General features: G+C 63.5%; 20 protein-coding genes. 4 read left to right on the top strand and 16 right to left on the bottom strand.

The genetic code is table 11. The annotated features are described in order from the left end of the window. Positions 1–4 precede the first annotated feature (4 nt). The 8 genes from PYR64_RS07000 to PYR64_RS06965 form a co-directional block, all read right to left on the bottom strand. Complete coding sequence (locus PYR64_RS07000) at positions 5–982, bottom strand: aldo/keto reductase (RefSeq protein WP_039240789.1); 978 nt, start codon at positions 980–982, stop codon at positions 5–7. 54 nt (positions 983–1,036) lie between these two features. Next, a complete protein-coding gene (locus tag PYR64_RS06995; RefSeq protein ID WP_018778674.1) occupies positions 1,037–1,261 on the bottom strand; it encodes a hypothetical protein in 225 nt (74 codons plus the stop codon). A gap of 30 nt (positions 1,262–1,291) precedes the next feature. Further along, positions 1,292–1,852, bottom strand: a complete 561-nt coding sequence (locus PYR64_RS06990) for a hypothetical protein (RefSeq protein ID WP_039240788.1) — start codon at positions 1,850–1,852, stop codon at positions 1,292–1,294. Continuing rightward, complete coding sequence (locus PYR64_RS06985; RefSeq protein WP_039240787.1) at positions 1,849–2,418, bottom strand: DUF402 domain-containing protein; 570 nt, start codon at positions 2,416–2,418, stop codon at positions 1,849–1,851. The genes PYR64_RS06990 and PYR64_RS06985 overlap by 4 nt, the downstream gene beginning before the upstream one ends. Next, on the bottom strand, positions 2,415–4,388 hold the full coding sequence (gene dxs, locus PYR64_RS06980; protein WP_018778677.1) for a 1-deoxy-D-xylulose-5-phosphate synthase: 1,974 nt from the start codon (positions 4,386–4,388) through the stop codon (positions 2,415–2,417). Before dxs ends, PYR64_RS06985 begins: the two co-directional genes overlap by 4 nt. 178 nt (positions 4,389–4,566) lie before the next feature. Then, positions 4,567–7,374: an aconitate hydratase gene (locus PYR64_RS06975; RefSeq protein ID WP_018778678.1), complete on the bottom strand. Its 2,808-nt coding sequence runs from the start codon at positions 7,372–7,374 to the stop codon at positions 4,567–4,569. 230 nt (positions 7,375–7,604) lie between these two features. Next, positions 7,605–8,981 (bottom strand): TRAM domain-containing protein, encoded by a 1,377-nt coding sequence (locus PYR64_RS06970; protein ID WP_275779069.1) that lies wholly within the window; start codon positions 8,979–8,981, stop codon positions 7,605–7,607. Next, a complete protein-coding gene (locus PYR64_RS06965; RefSeq protein WP_039240785.1) occupies positions 8,978–10,954 on the bottom strand; it encodes an APC family permease in 1,977 nt (658 codons plus the stop codon). The genes PYR64_RS06970 and PYR64_RS06965 overlap by 4 nt, the downstream gene beginning before the upstream one ends. 114 nt (positions 10,955–11,068) lie before the next feature. Here PYR64_RS06965 and PYR64_RS06960 point away from each other — a divergent pair, with 114 nt between their 5' ends. Next, positions 11,069–11,740 carry a TrkA family potassium uptake protein gene (locus PYR64_RS06960; RefSeq protein ID WP_026267290.1) on the top strand — a complete coding sequence of 224 codons (672 nt, stop codon included), beginning with the start codon at positions 11,069–11,071 and terminating at the stop codon, positions 11,738–11,740. Further along, positions 11,740–12,474: an NAD-binding protein gene (locus PYR64_RS06955; RefSeq protein ID WP_018778682.1), complete on the top strand. Its 735-nt coding sequence runs from the start codon at positions 11,740–11,742 to the stop codon at positions 12,472–12,474. Before PYR64_RS06960 ends, PYR64_RS06955 begins: the two co-directional genes overlap by 1 nt. Here PYR64_RS06955 and PYR64_RS06950 read toward each other — a convergent pair. From PYR64_RS06950 to dut, 4 genes are all read right to left on the bottom strand, one after another. Then, positions 12,441–13,223, bottom strand: coding sequence for a DUF3159 domain-containing protein (locus PYR64_RS06950; protein WP_018778683.1), 783 nt, complete (start codon positions 13,221–13,223; stop codon positions 12,441–12,443). The genes PYR64_RS06955 and PYR64_RS06950 overlap by 34 nt on opposite strands. Next, positions 13,220–13,597, bottom strand: coding sequence for a hypothetical protein (locus tag PYR64_RS06945; RefSeq protein WP_275779066.1), 378 nt, complete (start codon positions 13,595–13,597; stop codon positions 13,220–13,222). The genes PYR64_RS06950 and PYR64_RS06945 overlap by 4 nt, the downstream gene beginning before the upstream one ends. Next, the gene (locus PYR64_RS06940; protein WP_018778685.1) at positions 13,590–14,348 is read right to left on the bottom strand and encodes a DUF3710 domain-containing protein; all 759 of its coding nucleotides are present in this window, start codon (positions 14,346–14,348) and stop codon (positions 13,590–13,592) included. Before PYR64_RS06940 ends, PYR64_RS06945 begins: the two co-directional genes overlap by 8 nt. A 117-nt stretch (positions 14,349–14,465) precedes the next feature. After that, positions 14,466–14,996 carry a dUTP diphosphatase gene (gene dut / locus PYR64_RS06935; RefSeq protein ID WP_275779063.1) on the bottom strand — a complete coding sequence of 177 codons (531 nt, stop codon included), beginning with the start codon at positions 14,994–14,996 and terminating at the stop codon, positions 14,466–14,468. 94 nt (positions 14,997–15,090) lie between these two features. Between dut and PYR64_RS06930 the strand changes: the two genes are divergently transcribed. Further along, entirely contained in the window at positions 15,091–15,588 is a 498-nt protein-coding gene (locus tag PYR64_RS06930; protein ID WP_275779061.1) for a DUF3093 domain-containing protein, read from the top strand. Positions 15,589–15,612: 24 nt separating this feature from the next. Here the strand turns inward: PYR64_RS06930 and PYR64_RS06925 are convergent, their stop codons facing one another. Then, positions 15,613–15,912, bottom strand: a complete 300-nt coding sequence (locus PYR64_RS06925; protein ID WP_018778688.1) for a DUF4193 domain-containing protein — start codon at positions 15,910–15,912, stop codon at positions 15,613–15,615. 287 nt (positions 15,913–16,199) lie between these two features. Here PYR64_RS06925 and sepH point away from each other — a divergent pair, with 287 nt between their 5' ends. After that, positions 16,200–17,525, top strand: a complete 1,326-nt coding sequence (gene sepH, locus PYR64_RS06920; RefSeq protein WP_275779059.1) for a septation protein SepH — start codon at positions 16,200–16,202, stop codon at positions 17,523–17,525. Here sepH and PYR64_RS06915 read toward each other — a convergent pair. The 3 genes from PYR64_RS06915 to PYR64_RS06905 are packed head-to-tail and all read right to left on the bottom strand — an operon-like array spanning position 17,522 to position 20,179. Beyond that, positions 17,522–18,244 carry a thymidine kinase gene (locus PYR64_RS06915; RefSeq protein ID WP_018778690.1) on the bottom strand — a complete coding sequence of 241 codons (723 nt, stop codon included), beginning with the start codon at positions 18,242–18,244 and terminating at the stop codon, positions 17,522–17,524. The two genes, sepH and PYR64_RS06915, sit on opposite strands and share 4 nt — an antisense overlap. Continuing rightward, the gene (locus PYR64_RS06910; protein ID WP_275779057.1) at positions 18,237–19,457 is read right to left on the bottom strand and encodes a nucleotide pyrophosphatase/phosphodiesterase family protein; all 1,221 of its coding nucleotides are present in this window, start codon (positions 19,455–19,457) and stop codon (positions 18,237–18,239) included. The genes PYR64_RS06915 and PYR64_RS06910 overlap by 8 nt, the downstream gene beginning before the upstream one ends. Further along, positions 19,454–20,179, bottom strand: a complete 726-nt coding sequence (locus PYR64_RS06905) for a DUF5998 family protein (protein WP_018778692.1) — start codon at positions 20,177–20,179, stop codon at positions 19,454–19,456. The genes PYR64_RS06910 and PYR64_RS06905 overlap by 4 nt, the downstream gene beginning before the upstream one ends. Between the last annotated feature and the right edge of the window lie 33 nt (positions 20,180–20,212).

Here is a 20,212-nt window from a genome sequence, read left to right as displayed (position 1 = left end):
CGGATCAGAAGAGCGCCACCTTGGGCGACTTCGGGAAGATGTCGTCCAGCTCGTCACGGTCTTCCTGGGTTGGTACCCAGCAGACCGCTTCAGCATTCTCGCGGATCTGTTCGGGCCGCGTCGCACCGGCGATAACGCTGCTGACTCCGGGTTGGGCAGCGAGCCAGGAGAAAGCCAACTGCAACTCGCTGATGCCGCGCTCTTTGGCGAACTGGCCGAAGCGGCCCAGCTGCTCCCAGTCGGCGTCGTGCACCAGGTTGGTCCGTGTATGGCTCAGCCTGGAGCCCTCCGGCGCCTTGCCCGCCGAATACTTTCCCGTGAGCAGCCCGTTGGCGAGGGGGAAGTACGGCAACACGCCCAGGGAGAACGCCTGTGCCGCGGGAAGGACCTCAAGCTCGGCGCGGCGGTCCAGCAGGTTGTAGTGGTTCTGCGTGGAAATGAAGCGGACACCACCTGATTCGCGTCCCACATACTCGGCCTGCGCTATTTGCCAGCCGGCAAAGTTGGAATGCCCGATGTAACGAACTTTGCCGCTGGAGACCAGGTCATCCAGGGCAGCCAGGGTTTCCTCAATCGGCGTCCGGGGATCAGGCGTGTGGAACTGGTAAAGGTCGATCCAGTCAGTGTCCAGCCGGCGCAGGGAGGCTTCGACGGCCTTGACGATGTACCGCCGCGAACCACGGGCATCGAAGTCATTGCCGTTCACCCCGCGCATGTCCATACCGAACTTGGTGCCGATCACGACATCGTCCCGGCGGCCCTTCAGAGCCTTTCCCAGCATGGTTTCGCTGAGCCCCGGCTCGCGTCCGTAGACATCGGCGACGTCGAAGAACGTCACCCCGGCTTCAACGGCGGCGCGGACAACTGCGTCAGTGCCTTCCTGGGACTCCGTGGGCGTATTGGCACGCCCCAGGTTGTTGCAGCCCAGCCCTACAGCTGAGACGGTCAGTCCGGAATGGCCAAGGCGTCGGTATTCAGTCATGAATTCACCCTATCCCGCTCCCACGGGAAGATAGTCACCCCGGGCAACAAAACCCTAGCCGCCGGCAGTACCGTAGGTGATTCCCGATTCCTCCATGGCATCCTCAAGCTGGGCGATGGCCACTGGACCCATGCCGTGGAGCTTGGAAACCTGGCCCTCACCGTACTCGGCCAGCTGCTCCAATGTTTCTATGCCCTGATGGGCCAGTGCGCGCTTGGCCGGTGCTGCCAGGCCCTTGGGCAAAGGTGTATGTCCGGGCCAGTTGCTCTTGGACGACATGGGGTTCCCTCCTCGTGCATTGGGTGCTACTTAGAGACTAAAGCCCATACCTTGCTTCGGCGAGTGCTTCACCTTGAACGCTGCGGGATCTCCATGGGGCGCGGCAGCCACGGTGAGCTTCGTGAAGTCCAGGTCTTCGCCGCGGACACAGATCTTGATGGCGTTGACGGCTTTGTTGACATCCGGGCACAGGCAAAAGATGTTGAGGTGGCCGTTGCCGATCTCAGAGCGGTCCACGATCCCCAGTCCACGCCACGCCAGTTCGCCGGTAAGGGCCGCTTTCGCCTTCCTTTCCAGATGGCGGTCGCGTTCTGTGCCGTCCTTGGTCTTCAGCGCAATCTGCGCCACCACCCAGAACTGCTCGGACTCGGGAATCTCGGCGTAGCCGTCTTCCTCGCACTGGGCGGCAAAGGCGGTCATCAAACCTTCGACAGCGGACTCGTCATCCACTCCGGTTTCGTTGGTCTTGCTCTGGTGGCCAACTACCCCGTGGTTAACCACGAACTGCTGGTCTTCGTCGTCGTACCAGGCTTCGCGAAAGTGCAGTACACCCTCGTCGTCTGTCTTGTACGTCCGGATAATCCCGGTCATGCGCGTCCTTTCCTGAACCACTCGGCGCTGGGACTGTTGGACCCCAGAACGTCGAACGGTGGTTTCATGGTGTCCACTGCTTCGTATAGCGCTGCGCATTCGGTACGCATGGCGTCCACTGTTTGTCCCGGATAGCCCATGGCTGCCCGGTGTTCCTCGAACTCGTCCTCATCATCAACAAACACCCCGTGCGTGGTGGAACGGATGACGTCCAGGTCCATGTCGATCATGTGGAACTCGGTCACACCGGCTTTGATGGGAGTCCAGGCGTGGGCGGTGGCCAGGTCCACATAAATGCGGAAGTCGCCCGGGTAGCTGTCATCGTAGAACGTTGCCACGTACTCGCCTGTCCTGGGTACAAGCAAGATGGCATCAGAAGCGGTGTAGAACGCCGCCCCCGGGCGGGAACAGAACTCCCCTGCGCCCTGGAATATCCACCAGCCGTAAATGTCCTCACCAAGATAACGGCCGGGAACAACCCAGTGGGCGGTGCCGTCCCACTTCCTGTTCCGCGCCACAACAAGGTCTCCAGGCTGCAGGGCGCCCGGTCCGCGATCGTCCCTCACAGGGTGGGCAAGCTGCCTGTAGTGGGGTGCTCCTGACCCGGGAGGGGGCGTGCAAAGGGGACCTTGGTCCCCAAAACCTGGGCAACGACGTCGTGCGTTATCTTTTGCGCGGTGAGCCCGACGCGTTCCAGCACCTGGCTCCGGGAACCGTGCACCAGGAACTCCACCGGCAAGCCGACCTCGTTCAGGGCAGTATCCACGCCGGCTGCACGCATTTCCTGACGGATGCGGGAACCAACGCCACCGGCGCGTACGCCGTCTTCGATGCAGATCACCAGGCGGTGACGGGCTGCAAGGGCGATGATTGATTTCCGGACCGGAAGGACCCACCGCGGATCCACCACTGTTGAACTGATGCCTTGGGCGCCCAGGCGGTCGGCCACGTCCAAGGCCAACTCGGACATCGCACCTACGCTGACGATCAGGACGTCGTTCTCAGTGGAGCCTGCAGGCCTGCGCGCAAGGATGTCCACGCCGTCGTGGAGCCGTTCGATGGCTTCAACTTCGGAACCGACACTGCCCTTGGAGAAGCGCACAACGGTGGGAGCATCGTTGATGGCAACAGCCTCACGGAGTTCTTCGCGGAGCCGGGTGGCATCGCGGGGGGCAGCCAAATGGAGGCCAGGAACAATCTGGACCATGGCCATATCCCACATGCCGTGGTGGCTGGGCCCGTCCGGACCGGTCACTCCGGCGCGGTCCAGGACAATGGTGACACCGGCTTTGTGCAACGCAACGTCCATCAGGAGCTGGTCGAAGGCACGGTTCAGGAAGGTTGCGTACACGGCAACCACAGGGTGCAGGCCGCCGAAGGCCATTCCTGCGGCCGAGGTCAGGGCATGTTGCTCGGCGATGCCGACATCGATGACGCGTTCAGGATGGCGCTCAGCGAACTTATGCAGCCCCACCGGGATGAGCATGGCGCCGGTGATGCCGACGATGTCCTCGCGCTCGTCAGCAATGTCCGCGATCTCCTCGGCGAACACCGAGGTCCACGACCTGGCACCGGGGATTTCAGTGGACTCCCCTGTTTCGGGGTCGATGATGCCCACGGCGTGGAACTGGTCCGCCTCGTTGGCGAGGGCGGGTGCGTACCCGTGCCCCTTCTCGGTCATGGCATGCACAATGACAGGCCCGCCGTAGGCTTTCGCCGTGTTGAGGGCATGCTCCATGGCCTGGAGGTTGTGTCCGTCGACGGGGCCGATGTACTTCATCCCCAGGTCCTCGAACATGCCCTGCGGGGCCCACCAGTCCTTGATGCCCTTCTTCATGGCGTGCAGGCTCTTGTAGGTGAACTGGCCGGCCGGGCCGCCGTTCTGCAGCTTCTTCTTCCACCAGTCGAGCATCCGCTCGTACGCGGGGGCAGTGCGGAGCGAATCGATCGTGGGGCGCAACGAGGCAAGGTAGTCGGCAAAACCACCGACAGTGGGCGCGTAGGAACGTCCGTTGTCGTTGACCACGATCACGACGCGTCGCCGCTTGTCAGCGGCAATATTGTTGATGGCCTCCCATGTCATGCCACCTGTCAGCGCACCATCGCCGACAACCGCGACGACGAACCGGTCACCTTCACCGGTGAGCTGGCGGGCGCGGGAGATTCCGTCGGCCCAGGACAAGGACGACGAGGCGTGGGAGCTTTCCACGATGTCGTGTTCGGACTCGGCCCGCTCCGGGTAGCCGGAGAGCCCACCCTGTTGACGGAGGGTACTGAAGTCCTGGCGACCCGTCAGAAGTTTATGGACATAGGACTGGTGGCCGGTATCAAAGACGATGCTGTCGCGCGGCGAATCGAACATCCGGTGGACTGCAAGGGTAAGTTCAACCACGCCCAGGTTCGGACCGAGGTGGCCGCCTGTCGCGGCGACGTTGGTGATCAGGAACTTCCTGATTTCGCCAGCCAATTCTTCCAGCTCTTTGCCGGACAGTTTGGCCAGGTCCTGTGGATCCTTGACGGTTTCCAAAAGTCCCAACGGCCCTCCTTAGGGTGAATGACGTGCTCGTTAACTTTAGCGCGTGCCCGGTGCAGCGCGTTCCCCCGGCCACCGCTTCGGCGGGGCGGAATTATCCCGGACGCCAGCAGCCCCGGCCGGTCAATCGACCAGCCGGGGCTGCATGGCACCGTAATCGGCTGAAACCAGCCGGATTACGTTATGCGGAGATCTGACGCAGAACGTACTGCAGGATGCCACCGTTGCGGTAGTAGTCTGCTTCGCCCGGGGTATCGATACGCAGGACAGCGTCGAAGGACTTGGACGTGCCGTCCTCAGCCGTTGCCGTGACCTTGAGCGTCTTCGGCGTGGTGCCGTTGTTCAGCTCGGTGACGCCCTCAACTGCAAAGGTTTCCGTACCGGTCAGGCCCAGCGTCGCAGCCGACTCGCCGGCCGGGAACTGGAGCGGAAGGACACCCATGCCGATCAGGTTGGAGCGGTGGATGCGCTCGTAGCTCTCGGCGATGACTGCCTTGACACCCAGGAGCGCAGTGCCCTTGGCTGCCCAGTCACGGGACGAACCGGAACCGTATTCCTTGCCTGCCAGGACAACCAGCGGCGTTCCCGCAGCCTGGTAGTTCTGGGCTGCGTCGTAGACGTAGGCCTGCGGTGCGCCTTCCTGGCTGAAGTCGCGGGTGAAGCCACCTTCGACGCCGTCCAGGAGCTGGTTCTTGATGCGGATGTTGGCGAAGGTACCGCGGATCATGACTTCGTGGTTGCCACGGCGTGAGCCGTAGGAGTTGAAGTCCTTGCGCTCCACACCGTTGGCCAGGAGGTACTGGCCGGCGGGGGTGTCCGACTTGAAGGAGCCGGCCGGGGAGATGTGGTCCGTGGTGACGGAATCGCCAAGCTTCAGGAGCACGCGGGCACCCGAGATGTCCTTGACGGGATCCGGCTGCGCCTTCATGCCCTCGAAGTATGGGGGCTTCCGCACGTAGGTGGAGTCCTCGGCCCAGGCGAAGGTGTCACCGGCAGGGGTGTCGAGTGCCTTCCAGCGGTCGTCGCCGTCGAAGACGCCTTCATAACCCTTGGCGAACATGGCCTCGTCGATCGAGGAGTCAATGACTTCCTGCACCTCGGTCGGGTTCGGCCAGATGTCCTTCAGGAACACCTCGTTGCCTTCGGAGTCGGTGCCCAGGGCATCGGTGTCGAAGTCGAAGTCCATGGAACCAGCCAGTGCGTAAGCGATGACCAGCGGCGGCGAAGCCAGGTAGTTCATCTTTACGTCCGGGTTGATGCGGCCTTCGAAGTTGCGGTTGCCCGAGAGGACTGCCGTCACCGAGAGGTCGTTGGCCTGGATTGCTTCGGAGATTTCCGGCTCAAGCGGGCCGGAGTTGCCGATGCACGTGGCGCAGCCGTAACCCACGATGTAGAAGCCGAGCTTCTCGAGGTACGGGGTCAGGCCGGACTTTTCGTAGTAGTCCGTGACCACCTTGGAGCCGGGGGCGACGGACGTCTTGACCCACGGCTTGGAGGTGAGGCCCTTGTCCACGGCGTTGCGTGCCAGGAGGGCGGCAGCCAGCATGACAGAAGGGTTGGACGTGTTGGTGCAGGACGTGATCGAGGCGATCGACACTGCGCCGTGGTCCAGTTCGAATTCGCGTCCGTCAGCGGTCTTCACGTGAACCGGCGACGACGGACGGCCGTTCGCACCATTGGCGGCGGACGCAACGCGTGCCGTCTCCGTGGTGTGCGAGTCGGCGTGCGTGAAGGACGGCGAATCGGAAGCGGGGAAGGATTCGTCCAAGGCCTCGTCCACGCTGCCGTCTTCGATGGAGACGTAGTTGTGGATGTCCTTGCGGAACTGCTCCTTGGCATCCGTGAGCTCGATGCGGTCCTGGGGACGCTTCGGGCCGGAGATCGACGGAACAACGGTGGAGAGGTCCAGCTCGAGGAACTCGGAGAAACGCAGTTCGCGGGAAGGGTCGTGCCAGAGGCCCTGCTCCTTGGTGTACGCCTCCACCAGGGCGACGTTCTCTTCTGAGCGGCCCGTCAGGCGCAGGTAGTCCAAGGTGACGTCGTCGATCGGGAACATGGCGGCCGTGGAACCGAATTCCGGGCTCATGTTGCCGATGGTGGCGCGGTTGGCCAGCGGCACAGCCGCAACGCCTTCGCCGTAGAACTCGACGAACTTGCCCACAACACCGTGCTTGCGCAGCATTTCGGTGATGGTCAGGACGACGTCCGTAGCGGTTGCGCCGGCCGGAATGCTGCCGTTGAGCTTGAAGCCGACAACACGCGGAATGAGCATGGAGACCGGCTGGCCGAGCATTGCTGCCTCGGCTTCGATGCCACCGACGCCCCAACCCAGGATGCCAAGGCCGTTGACCATGGTCGTGTGGGAGTCAGTGCCCACACAGGTGTCGGGGTAGGCACGGACGACGCCGTCAACCTCGCGGGTCATCACGGTGCGTGCCAGGTACTCGATGTTGACCTGGTGGACAATACCGGTTCCCGGGGGAACGACCTTGAAGTCGTCGAACGCGGTCTGGCCCCAGCGAAGGAACTGGTAGCGCTCACCATTGCGCTGGTACTCGATCTCCATGTTGCGTTCCAGCGCGCCCGAGTTACCGAACGCGTCGATCTGGACGGAGTGGTCGATAACCATTTCCGCAGGCGCCAACGGGTTGACGCGCTTGGGGTCGCCGCCAAGTTCCTTGACGGCTTCACGCATGGTGGCCAGGTCAACAACGCAGGGAACGCCAGTGAAGTCCTGCATGATGACACGTGCCGGGGTGAACTGGATTTCCGTGTCGGGCTCCGCGTTGGGATCCCAACCGGCCAGGGCGCGGACATGGTCAGCCGTTATATTGGCGCCATCCTCAGTCCGCAGGAGGTTTTCAAGCAATACCTTGAGGCTGAACGGAAGGCTGTCTGCGCCCTCTACGGAGTTCAACCGGAAAATTTCATAGTCGGTGCCGGCTACATTCAGTACGCCTTTGGAACCGAAGCTGTCCACAGTGCTCATGGCAGGACTCCTCTCGCAACAGTTTCATCTTTGTCGCGTGGTTGGCCGCTAGCCAGTTAGGTGGACCTTACTTAGCCGGGCGGCATCTCTGTTGGTCACCCCACCCCGGGGGTGTTCATTCCTGCGGAGCGGGACTACTACGCCCATCGTAGTGGCATTGTCTCCGCCACGGGCAGCCATCCGCCAAAGCCGCCCAGTCCGCAGTCTCGCGCGGACGGGGACCGGCCCAGCTAGGCGGCCGGAACGATCAGGCCAACCGTTTCGAGATGGTGGGTGTTGGGGTAGAGATCAAAAGCCCGCAGCGACTCCAGCCGCCATCCGCCCTGATGGAAGTAACCCAGATCACGCGCAAAGGAAGCGGGATCGCAGGACACATAGGCGATTGCACGCGGGCCGGTGGCCATCAATTGCTTGACCACGGTTTTGCCTGCGCCGGCCCTGGGCGGATCCAGCACCAAGGAGTCGAAGCTGCGGGACCGCTGGTGCAGGACCCGCTCCACGCGGCCCTGGACTATTTCCACCTGGGGCGCTCCATGGAGGTTCTTGCGGGCGTCCCGGCTGGTGCCCGGCGAGCCCTCGACAGAGAGGACCGAACCAGTGATCCCTACGGCGTCCGCCAGAGGGGCCGTAAACAGCCCGGCGCCGGCGTAGAGATCGGCGACCGCCGCACCGGGCTCCAGATACCCGCCGCGGGAAAGATAGTCCGTCACAGCTCCAACCAGGGTGTCCGGTGCATCCTTATGGATTTGCCAGAAACCCTCTCCTGTTACCCGGTAGTCGTGGCCTGCGGCACTCTCCTGGACCCAGGTCCTCCCTCGCAGTTGCTGGACCTCGCCCTTGATGGGATCGAAACCCGCCACGGAGACGTCGCCTGGCAGTTGGGAGACGATGCTGTGCAAGCGTTTGGGGCTGGTGCCTTCCTCCGGAGCCAGGAGGATCAGGGGCCTGGAACCGTTGGCTGGGACAGCGACCTCCACACGTGCTATGCCGGAAAGGTCAATGTCCCAAAGCCGGAGGTCGTTGATCCCCTGCAGGGCCAACGGCATTTCCTTGACCGGAAGCACCATGTCCGAGCGGTGGGCATGCATGCCCAAGCGTCCGTTGGAGGTCACCGCGAAGCTGGCGCGCGTACGCCAGCCGAGTCCGTCGTCGTGGTTCCCGCCGACTGCCTCCACCCCGGTGGCGAGATCAAGGCCGGCGAGCCGTTTCAGCTGTTCGGCGAGAACCTCTGCTTTCAGGCCACGCTGCCGCTCGAGCGAGATGTGCCCCAGTTCGGCGCCGCCGACCGGCGGGGCACCCCGGTTCCAGGACGCCAGGGAATCCGCCGCCTTCCAAAAGTGCGGAACGCGGTCTGGCGAAGCTTCCAGGACCTCCACGACGTCGGCGCGCCAGAAGCGCGACGAGTCACCCGAGTCAGTCAACCGGACGCGGACCTTCTCACCGGGGATGGCATGCCGGACGAAAATAACGCGGCCCTCGTGACGTGCGACGAAATGCCCGCCGTGGGCGATCGGACCGACGCTGACGACGAGTTCATCACCGTCCGCAGCCTGGGCTCCGTGGGTGTCGCTGTGCCCCGTGCGGGGCGGATGGCTGTTGGGGGTCATTGGGTATCCTGCAGTGCCTTTGCTTCTTCTGACGACTTCAGTTGCCACGGAACGCTGGCAACCATGACTCCGGGTTCAAAGTGGAGCCTCGTCTTGATTCTGAGTGCTGTCTGGTTGTGGACCAGCTGTTCCCACCACTTGCCCACCACATACTCCGGGATGTACACGACGATGAGGTCGCGTGGAGAGTCCCGGCGCATGGTCTTGATGTAGTCCATGATGGGCGTGACAGTTTCACGGTAGGGGCTGGCCAAAACAGTCAAGGGAACGGGAATTTCCAGTTTTTCCCAGTCCCTGACGGTGTGCTCAGTCTCTTCGGAGTTGATGTCCACGGTCACGGCGTCCAAACGTGATGGCCTTGATGCGCGGGCATAGGCCAGCGCCCTCAGGACCGGTTTGCGCACGTGCGAGACGAGAAGTACGGCGTGGACCCGGGTAGGCAGTGCGCGGGGAGAGGAGTCTTCGTCGACTGCGAGTTCCTTGGCGACATTGTCATAGTGGGCCCGGATGCTCCACATGATGAGGAAGAGGATGAACATCGCGAGCAGGGCGATCCAGGCACCCTGTTCAAACTTTGTGATGAGGACAATCACCAGCACCAGCGCAGTCATCCCGAAGCCCATCATGTTGATGGTGCGGGATTTGATGATGCGCCGCCGGACAACCTTGTCCTTGGCCAGCTTCAGCTCACGGCCCCAGTGGCGGATCATGCCCAACTGGCTCGCCGTGAAGGAGATGAAAACGCCCACGATGTAGAGCTGGATCAGCTTGGTGACATCTGCGTTGAACGCGAGGATGAGGACCAAGGCTCCGGCTGCCAAGGCCAGGACACCGTTGCTGAAAGCCAACCTGTCGCCCCTGGTGCGCAACTGGCGGGGAAGGTATCCGTCCTGCGCAAGGATGGAGCCCAGTACGGGAAATCCGTTGAAGGCGGTGTTGGAGGCAAACACCAGGATGATGCCGGTGGCTGCAACGACAATGTAGAAGAGGATGGAGCCGGAGCCGAAGATCGTATCGGCGATCTGGCTGATGGCCGGGGTTTGGATGTAGCCCTCGGGAAGCGGCTTGCCGTCCACCAGGAACTCCTTTGCCGGGTCCAGGACGATGTGCACCTTCGTGGCATTGGCCAGGTAGAGGATTCCAGCCAGCATCGAAGCGGCAATGACACCCAGGAGCAGCAGCGTCGTCGCTGCATTCTTGCTCTTGGGCTTCTTGAAGTTGGGTACGCCGTTGCTGATGGCTTCGACGCCGGTGAGGGCCGCGGCTCCCGAGGAGAAGGCCCGAAGCAGCAGGAAGGCGCCGGCAAGTCCCACCAGACCTTCATCGAATCCGGGCGCGGGAACGATTGTGAAGTTGGCTGACGGGGCCTCCCCCAGCTGTCCGGTCGCCGCCTGGAAGATTCCAACGGCCGTCATGCCCAGGATGGACGCCATGAAGATGTAGGTAGGAATGGCGAAGACCGTGCCGGCTTCCTTGATTCCCCGCAGGTTGACCAACGCAAGGATGGTGACACCTATGGTGGCGATCAACGCCTGCTGGCCGTGGAGCGAGGGGATGGCGGTGGTCAGGTACGTCGCAGCCGAGGACATGGACACCGCGACGGTGAGGACGTAGTCAACCAGCAGGGCCGACGCAACCGTAAGGCCCGCATACTTGCCGAGGTTGACGTTCGCGATCTCATAGTCGCCGCCACCGGACGGGTAGGCATGGACGTTTTGGCGGTACGAGGCCACCACTGTGAGCAACACCACCATGACGGCGAGGCCAACCAGGGGCGAGAACGCCACGGCGCTGACCCCGGCCAAGGCGAGCGTAAGCAGGATTTCATCCGGGGCGTACGCCACCGACGACAGGGCGTCCGAGGCGAAGATCGGCAATGCGATGCGTTTGGGCAACAGCGTGTGGGACAGGCGGTCGTTCCGGACAGGCCGGCCCACCAGCACCCGCTTCGCGGCATTCAAAATTGTCAGCACTCCGCAAAGCTACTCTGAATACCCTGCGATGTCATGACGACGAAGGCGTGCTTAGCCAGCCGGCGACGGTAAAGTCATACCGAGCGGCAGGGACAACACACATTAGGAGACATGGTGGCTCACTTCGTGATCATGGGTTGCGGGCGTGTTGGCGCAACTCTGGCACACACTTTGGAGGATGCAGGCCATTCCGTGGCCATCATCGATCAGGACGAGCGGGCCTTCCGCCGGTTGCGGAAGTCCTTTACCGGGCGCAAGGTCACCGGAGTGGGCTTTGACCGGGACACCCTCAAGCAGGCCGGCGTGGAGGAAGCCTACGCTTTCGCAGCGGTCTCCAGCGGCGATAACTCGAACATCCTGGCCACCCGGGTGGCCCGCGAGACCTTCCACGTTGCCCACGTTGTGGCCCGCATCTACGACCCGGGACGCGCCGAGATCTACCAGCGTCTGGGCATCCCCACCGTTGCCGCCGTGCGTTGGAGTGCGGATCAGGTCCTTCGCCGCATCCTGCCCGAACAACACCTGGCGGGCGATTACCGCGAACCCTCAGGCCGTTTGGTCCTGGCTGAAGTGGACCTGCACCAGGATTGGATCGGCCACAGGCTCAGCTCCATCGAAGAGGCCGCCGGTATACGCATCGCCTTTCTTACCCGCTTCGGAGAGGGCCTGCTTCCGCAGGCCGGCACCGCCTACCAGGAAGGCGATACAGTCCACGCCATGCTGAGCCTGGACCGAACATCCGAGATCAGCCGGATCCTCGCCAAAGCACCCGCCAAGGAGTCTTAGTGAAAGTTGTCATTGTTGGCGCAGGCAGCGTCGGCTCGTCCATTGCGCGCGAGCTCCTGGCCCACCATCACCAGATCCTGCTCATCGATCTCAAACCCGAGGTCATCGGACGCAGCGGACTCCGCGGTGCCCGGTGGCTGGTGGGCGACGCCTGTGAGCTAAGCACCTTGCAGGACGCCAAACTTGACGATGCCGACGTCGTGGTTTCAGCCACAGGCGACGACAAAGTAAATCTGGTCGTGTCACTTCTCGCCAAGACCGAGTTCGGCGTCGGACGCACCGTCGGACGCGTCAACAACCCGAAGAATGACTGGATGTTCAACGACTCCTGGGGTGTTGACGTGGCGGTCAATACTCCGCAGCTCATGACGGCCCTCGTCGAGGAAGCCGTGGAGATTGGCGACATCGTGCGCCTGCTGACCCTGCAAACCGGTGTGGCATCAATCGTGGAGTTCACGGTTCCGCACGACTCCCATGTGATTGGGAGCACCGTGGGTGCCATTGAATGGCCCGAAGATTCAACACTTGTGGCCATTTTGCGCGACCAGGCCCCCATCACCCCCACGCGGGACGACGTCCTCGATGGTGGCGACGAGCTCTTCTTCGTCACCACCATCGCGGCGGAAGATGGTCTGCGGGCACTGTTGTCGAAGAATTCAGGCGCCGGCGAAGACTCCGGCGAACACGCCGCGGAAACGGCTCAAGCGTCCGACGACGACGGCTTCGACGGCTGAACTCCGGGCTTGGTGACCAGCCACGCCACCCACAACCCCAGGATGTAGAGCGGGGCACCCATCAGGAGCCGGGTGGTGGCAAGTGCGGTCAACCCGTCCTCGCCCATGAAGTACAGGGGAACCTGCACTACCAGGCGCAGGGCGAGCACAGCCACCACGATCCAGGTGCCGAGCTTGTAAGCACGGAGCCGCTCCGGATCCTTCCGCCATTCAAGGCCCTCATTGCGGACGAACCCGAAGAGCAGGCCGGCCACGGGCCATTTGAGCACGATGGAAAGGACCATGGCGGCGATATACGCGAGGTTGGTGAAGAACCCGAGCACGTAGAAGTCCTCGGCCTTCCCGGTGGTGTTCGCGAGCCAGGCGGAAATACCGACTCCAACCACGCCTGCCAGCGCCTGCGTCAGGGGGCGCCGCTGGATCAGGCGGACGACGGTAAAGACTGCTGCAGTCGCCAGGGCGGCAACAAGCGACGGCGTCAGGTCCCGGGTGATGGTAAAGGTCACCAGGAAGACAAGCCCCGGCAGGATACTCTCGGCAATGCCTTGCACACCACCGGCCGACTTCAACATGTCCACGTGGCCGGCGCTGTTGCGGTGAAGTCCTGCTTTTTCGGCGTATCCGGCGGCGATGTCGGACATGCGCGGCTTATCCGTGTCGGGCGCCGGTGCCTCCAGACCAGGCCCCTCGCCGCGTTGGGGCGAAGACGGTCCGGTGTCCTTGGGGTCTGATCCGTTGGCGACGGTCATAGGTGCTCCTGACGGGAAAGTATTTCGTAGCGCGGGTTGAACATTGCCGGGAAACCGTCAAGCTGCGTCACCATGCCGTTGAGGCGAAGTTCCACGCCGGCTTCGATTCCCGGTACACGTGTCCGGCCGAGCCAGATGACGCGCAGGCGGTCGTAAGGCTTCCTGGCTCCCCCGCTCGTCGCGGAGGGCTGGATTCCCGGCCTGAGGGCGTCCACCACCATAGCGGAGAAAAATGGCTGTTCGCTGGGTGGCTGGTGCGTCACCGACTCGATGATCCCCGTGCATACTGCCCTTCCCCGCTCGGGAAGATCACGGATCCCCCGGTCCCCGGGGCGCTGCGACGCCACTCCCCCGCGGCCCGGCGAGTCAGCCAATCTGGGTGATCTCCGGGCCTCGCTCGGGCTGCTGAAGGGTGGAGTCCGACGGCGGCACGGCTCCCTGGGGAGCGGCGGCCGGGCCGGGAACGGCTGCATCCTTGGGCAAGCGCAGCTGCAGCAGTTCTCGTGGCGGCATCGGATTGTCGCCGCGGACCACTACTACGCGGCGGAAGAGCTCCTCCAGGCCTGCTGCGGCGTCACGTTCCAGGGCAGCCTGCCCACCGAGCACGCCGCGCAGGAACCAGCGGGGCCCGTCCACGCCCATGAAGCGGGCTGCGCGGAATCCCTTGCTTCCATCGGCGGCCTCGGCCGGCAGCTTGGCTACAAGTTCGGTACCGAAGTCTCCCTGGATTTCTTCCGTTTCGCCGCCTTGGCTTGCTACGGACTGGGTGATCTGTTCCCGGATTTCATCCCACAACCCTTCCGAACGTGGTGCAGCAAATGCCTGCAACTGCAGGCTGGAACCTGCCAGATCCAGCGTCACTGCCACCACGCGTTGGGTTGCTTCTTCCACCTCAAGGCGGAGCTGGAGACCTTCAGCGGGCGCGATCAGCAGGGCACCCAGGTCAACGTACCCCTCGCGACTGTCGATTTCATCCACGTCCAGGGGACCTTTGCCCAGACGGAAGTCACCCCGCGCCGGGGACTCACTGGTTTGGGGATCTTGCGCCTCGGCACCGGATTCCTCGACGGTGCCGGCGGTGTCAGACCGCTCGGCCTTGGACTTCTTGCCGCGCCCAAAAAGCATTGGGTTTTCTCCTTAGTAGTGGTCTGTCCCCAAGTAAACCGCAACCACGTTAATCCACGTTAACCGCGCAACAGCGTCAGAGGGCAGTCGGCAGCACGCGCCGATTGAGTAGTCGGCTCAGGCCTTCGGTGCGTTGAATCCGCCCGTGGAACCGAAGCCGCCGGTGCCGCGGACGGAATCGGACAACTGGTCCACGGTAACGAACCGCGCGTACTCCACACGCTGAATCACCATCTGTGCAATTCTATCGCCGCGCTTGAGGCTGATGGCGCTGTTTTGATCGGTATTGAGCAGTGTCACGGCAATCTCGCCGCGGTATCCGGCATCGACGGTTCCCGGAGCATTGACGACAGTCAGCCCGTGTTTGGTGGCGAGTCCCGACCTCGGATGGATGAGGGCGACGAAGCCGTCGGGCAAGGCGATGGAGACCCCCGTCGGAACGAGCTTCCGTTCCCCCGGGGCCAGATGCACGTCCTCGCGGGCGCGAAGGTCGGCTCCGGCATCGCCTGGGTGGGCGTAGGACGGTGCTTCCAGGCCGGCGTCGAGCATTTTCAGCTGCACGTCCAGGGTCGGGGCACCGTACGCTGCGGTGGTCTCCGCATCAGAGCTGGCGGTGTCTGTACTGAATACTGCGGTCTCGTTACTCACAGTGGTTCATTCTACTGTTATTGGCGCTGCCTGCTCCGGTTGCGGCCCCGCAGGCATGCACGCAGTGGTGTCAGCCGCCGGATAAGCTGGGTACATGCCTACGCCTGACCAGTCTTCCCCCGTGCCTGCCCGGAACACCCCAGCAACTTCCGGGGTCCTGTACACGGAGAAGCTGTGGCCGTCGTTGTGGATCTGGATTGTGGTCCTGGGCCTGTCAAGCGCAGGCCTGCTGATGTTCGGACCGATCAGCCCTATGGCCGGAATTATCGCAGCCCTCGCCTTACTGGCCATCATCACCACCATGCTGGTACTTTCCACTCCCACCATCACCGTCACCGCAGACACTGTGCGCTTGGGGCGTGCCAGCATCGACCGCGCGTTCGTGGGTTCGGTCCAGGCGTTCAAGAAAGCCGAAGCAACCGCCGAACGCGGACCGCGACTGAACGGGCTGGCCTACATGTGCTTCAGGGGTTGGATCGACCCCGTGGTCAAGATCGAAATCACGGACCCGGCCGACCGCACCCCTTACTGGCTCGCTTCCTCCCGCCGGCCCGACGAGCTCGTCGCTGCCCTCAGCACACCCCGCGCCTAGTTCCTGCCCGCGGGCACGGGCCGCCTAGCTTTCACATTCCGTGCAGTACAGGTGACCGCCCCGTTCTGCAGCGATCTGGGACCTGTGCTTGACCAGGAAACAGTTGAAACAGGTGAACTCGTCAGGTTGCGGTGGCATGACCTGAATCAGGAGCTCTTCTCCGGAGAGGTCGGCTCCCGGGAGTTCGAACCCATCGGCAAGATCGGTCTCATCGACGTCCACTGCTGAGGACTGTTTCCCCGATTGGCGCGTCTTGAGTTCCTCCAGGGAATCCTCGCTGACGTCTTCCTCGGTCTTTCGAGGAGCATCGTAATCCGTGGCCATGGTCTTTCTTCGTCCTCCATACCTGCTCTGGGTGGGATCCGGGACGGCTCCCTGTCCGCCACCGGTGTATGGGTGCAACACCGGACGCACGGGATTTGTGCCCGATATCGGCCAGATTGTCCTCCGGCGTCCGGCAAAAGTCCATAGCCCCCCGCCGCAGCACAGCATGGGGTCGAATCCGGCCGGTTTCTGCGGAATATCACGGCACGCCCTCGCTCCTAGTAGGAAAAGGCCCCCGCTGATGGCAGAGTTTCGAATGTCAGTTATGCCATGTGGTGGAGGGTGTTATGCAGGATCTACGGCTGGTAGGCGTCCACGACGACGGCGGGCACCTGCTCTTGAGCGGCCCGGGCGGTGCGATGTTCCAGCTGCCGATCGACGAAGCTCTGAGGGCGGCAGCGAGCCGTACCCCGGCACAGGTGGCCGCCCGCGCCTCCAACACGCCGATCGCCATGTCCCCCAGGGACATCCAGGCCAGGATCCGCAGCGGCGCAACAGCAGCTGAAGTTTCCGAGTTGTCAGGGCTCCCTCTTGCCAATGTCCAGCGTTACGAGGGACCCGTCCTCGCCGAGCGCGAGTACGTTGCCCGGCAAGCGCGTGCCATCGAAGTGGCGTCCCCCGCTCCGGGCCACGACGCCTACCGTTCGGCTTTCGGGGATGCCCCCGCCACCCTTGGTGAAATGGTGGACCACAGGCTGTCTGCCCACGGCATCGACTCATCGACGCTCGAGTGGGATTCCTGGCGCCGCCCTGATGGTTCCTGGACAGTGGTTGCCAGGTTCGAGACCGCTCCAGGCTCGCACGCCAGCATTGGTGAGGAACCTCCCGCCATGTGGACGTTCAGTCCGCAACGCAAGTCACTGCAAAACGCAAACCGTTGGGCCCAGCAGCTCAGCGAACTTGAACCACTGGATGGCCCGGTGCCTGCCCGACGGCTCGCCGCCGTCTCGGACCGCCCTTTCGATTTTGAGACCGATGCCGAAACTGCCGCCCGTGCCTCGGCGAAGGAATCGGACAGCCTCCTGGAAATGCTCCGTTCACGCCGGGGACAGCGCTTGGGCGTCGACGAAGACGGCGACGACGCGTTGGCCGTCTTGTTGAGCAACGTGCCTGCGGCCCATCCCCGACCAGGCGACGACGCTACTGATGCCCCCGAGGACGAGGGTCTTTCCCAGGGCGCTTCCAGTGTCCCCGTTGCAGAGGAACCCGCACGCAAGGACGGACGGCCCTCAATGCTTTCCCGGCTGAGCCTTGCCCCCCGGCACGTCGAGGCTGATGACGATGACGATTCCCTGAAGCTTCACAACGGCGTCAGCACTGACACCCGCGAAATCACGGTGGTGGCCGGCCCGGTTCGTCCTGTTACTTCACTGACCGGCCGTAAGCCGGCCGGTCTCGACGAGCTCCTGGGTGGCGGCCCGGGCAGCGAAACTCCAGCCCCTGCTGCCGGGCGCCAGCAGGACACGTCCACGGACGAAACAGCGGCGGTTGAATCCACCGAGCCCGGGGCACCGCAACCCGCCGACGCCCCTGCCGAACGCCAACCAGCACGCCCCAAGAGGTCCAGCATCCCCAGCTGGGATGAGATCGTGTTCGGAGCGCGCGGAGACTAGCGCTGGGCCTGTTGTCCGGCTCCCGGCCAGAGGCACGCATCGATGTCGAACGGCAACGGCTGATCGCCGCCCGCCATGAGGTTGGCCCCGTGGGCCGTGACCCTTCGCATGTAATGGCGTCGGCACAGAGTCTCGTAACCGACGACGCCGGCATCGGCCCGGTCTTGCGCATCGGCGTCTGAGGCGGTGGGAGCGACATCACCCACCATGACCTGTTCGCCTTCCACCACCATGATGCCGTTGAGTGTGCGCGCATTCTGGGTTGCCCGGCGGCCACACCAACAGAGTGCCTCGACCTGCAGGACCTGAACCTTGTCGGCCAACTCGATGAGCCGCTGGGATCCCGGGAACAGCCTGGTGCGGAAATCGGACGTGATTCCAAAAGCGAAAACGTCGACGTCCATCTCGTCCACTACCCGCGCCAGCTGCTCCACCTGGACCGGTGAGTAGAACTGTGCTTCGTCGCAGATGAGGTAATCCACGCGAAGTCCGCTGGTGCGGCGGATTACGACTTCGTCCCAGAAGTCCGTGTCGCCCCCCACCTCCACGGCATCGGTCTGGAGCCCCAGCCTGCTGGAAATCGTGGAATCACCTGCCCTGTCGTTGCAGCTGAACCGGACCCCACCGCGGCCCCGGGCACGGTGGTTGTGGTCCATTTGGAGGGCCAACGTCGATTTTCCGCAGTCCATGGTGCCGGAGAAGAAGACCAGCTCAGCCACGTTTGCCCTGCCTGCCCGCCGCAGGGAAGCAGAGAAGCGGCACTTCGCGTTCGGCGCGGGTCAGTGAACCGTGCTGGCCCACCACCTCAAGCGAGGCTGGTCGGGCACGGCGGGTGTCGTACAGGGCCAAGGTGTCCCTGGCGGCAATCATGAGGTCACCAATGCGCGGAGCTACCTCGGGAAGGACGTCGCCAAACAAGCCGGCTGCCACTGCCTGGTCGCGGGTGAAGACCCAGATCCGTTCGCCAAAGCGCCGGCGCCAGGCATCAACCAGCGAATCGCGGTGTGCCTCTGTGGCGTCAGGTTCCAGATAGAGGTGCACCATGCGTGGTTCCCCGGCTGTGTGCCGGACACCGGCCACCAACGAGGCATCGGCCGCGTAGTCGATCCGCTGGGATGCAGGGACGTCGAGCATGCCGTGGTCACCGGTCAACAGGATGGTGGTCCCTGCCGGCAGCGTGGCGGAAAGCCGCTTCACCGTGGAATCAAGCTCTTCGAGCTGGTGCTCCCAGCGATCGGACTGGCAGCCGTAACGGTGACCGGCTTTGTCGAGTTCATTGACGTAGAAGTACATCAAGGACCGGCCACCACCGGACATGGCTTCAGCCGCAGCAGAAGTTCTTGCGTGCAAGCTGGTCCCTCCAATGAACCGGCTTCCCCGGAGCGCAGCCTGGGTCATGGGTGAATTCCCAAACTGGGGCAGGCTGACCGTGACAACGTCCAGCTCGGCGGCCACGCGTTCAAAGACCGTGGCATTGGGCTGCCAGAGAGCGGGATCCACCTGGGGGTCCCAGTTCCCAAGGAGGTTGACCACCTTGTCCTGTCCAGGGTCCAGGACGTCGTACCCCACCATCCCGTGCTGCCCGGCGGCCAGCCCCGTGCCAAGGCTGGCAAGGGAAGCGGCCGTGGTGCTCGGAAAGGCGGAGTCAATCCACTGCGGGACGCTTCTCTGGCCCGCCGCAATGACCGAACGCAGGAACGGCGTGTGGGAAGCCTTTTGCTTGAGCAGGCTCCTTCCCAAGCCGTCGGCCAGCACGACACAGACCCGGTGGGTGGACGGCAGCTGGAGTTGGTTGCTGAAACCGGGGACCCCGAGCGCCGCCGCGGAACTCGTCAAGACTTCAGCGATCGATTTTGTCCCGTAAAGGGGTGGAGCTGGAAGGTCAGCTGCCGCGGAGTCCGCCGGCGCGGGGGTCTGCGCGGTGTCCCTCAACGCTGGTGCCCACGGCTCAGGCGGCTGCTGAAGACGCCCGAACGCGGCCTGGGGGCCGGAATGCCGGAGTGCTGGACCGGGGCGGGATTTCCCGTGTTGACTGCGCGCAGCGCCCTGGCGAAGAGTTTGGCGTCCTGGACGGCCTGCAGTCCATCGGCTTCTGCACTGATACGCAGAACGATGTCTTCCTGGGCGATGGTTCCGCTGTAGCCGTGGTCAGCTTCGCACTGGGGGTCTCCGCAGCTTGCAGGGCCCATGTCCAGCCGTTGTCCGCCGGACCAGGCTATGGATACCGTCAACTCGCGCACGGGATCGGATGGTTTGTAGTTTTGCGGCTGGGAGTACATGTAACTAAGGACCACCGAACGGATCTGGGCAACAGGTACCGACTCCGTGGAGATCTGGGCAACGATCTGCTCACCGGCCTCGTCCAGTTGCTGGTCATCCACATGGGTAATCACCAGCATGTCCTCCGTGAGGACAAGCACGGTGATGTGCCGGCGGACCTCCGCGCGGTCGAAGTGCGTCTCGAGGTGGACCAAGTGCGACAAGCACTCGCGGCCATCGAGGGCATCGTCAACGACGTCGGCCACCAAACGCGGGTAGAACCCGGCCTGCTGCAGGGCCTGCTCCAGGCTTTGTCCTTGGGAACTGTGGTGGTGTCCTGCGTGGTTCCCGGTGGAGGACGGGCGGGACTGAGGCGTCGGAGACTGGGTGCTCATTCCCCCATTTTCACAGATCGCATGGTGACTTCC

Source organism: Paenarthrobacter sp. Y-19, from assembly GCF_029223985.1.
Classification (GTDB): domain Bacteria; phylum Actinomycetota; class Actinomycetes; order Actinomycetales; family Micrococcaceae; genus Arthrobacter; species Arthrobacter nicotinovorans.
The sequence above is the reverse complement of the archived record's forward strand: the minus strand, read 5'-3'. Positions and strand labels throughout refer to the sequence as shown.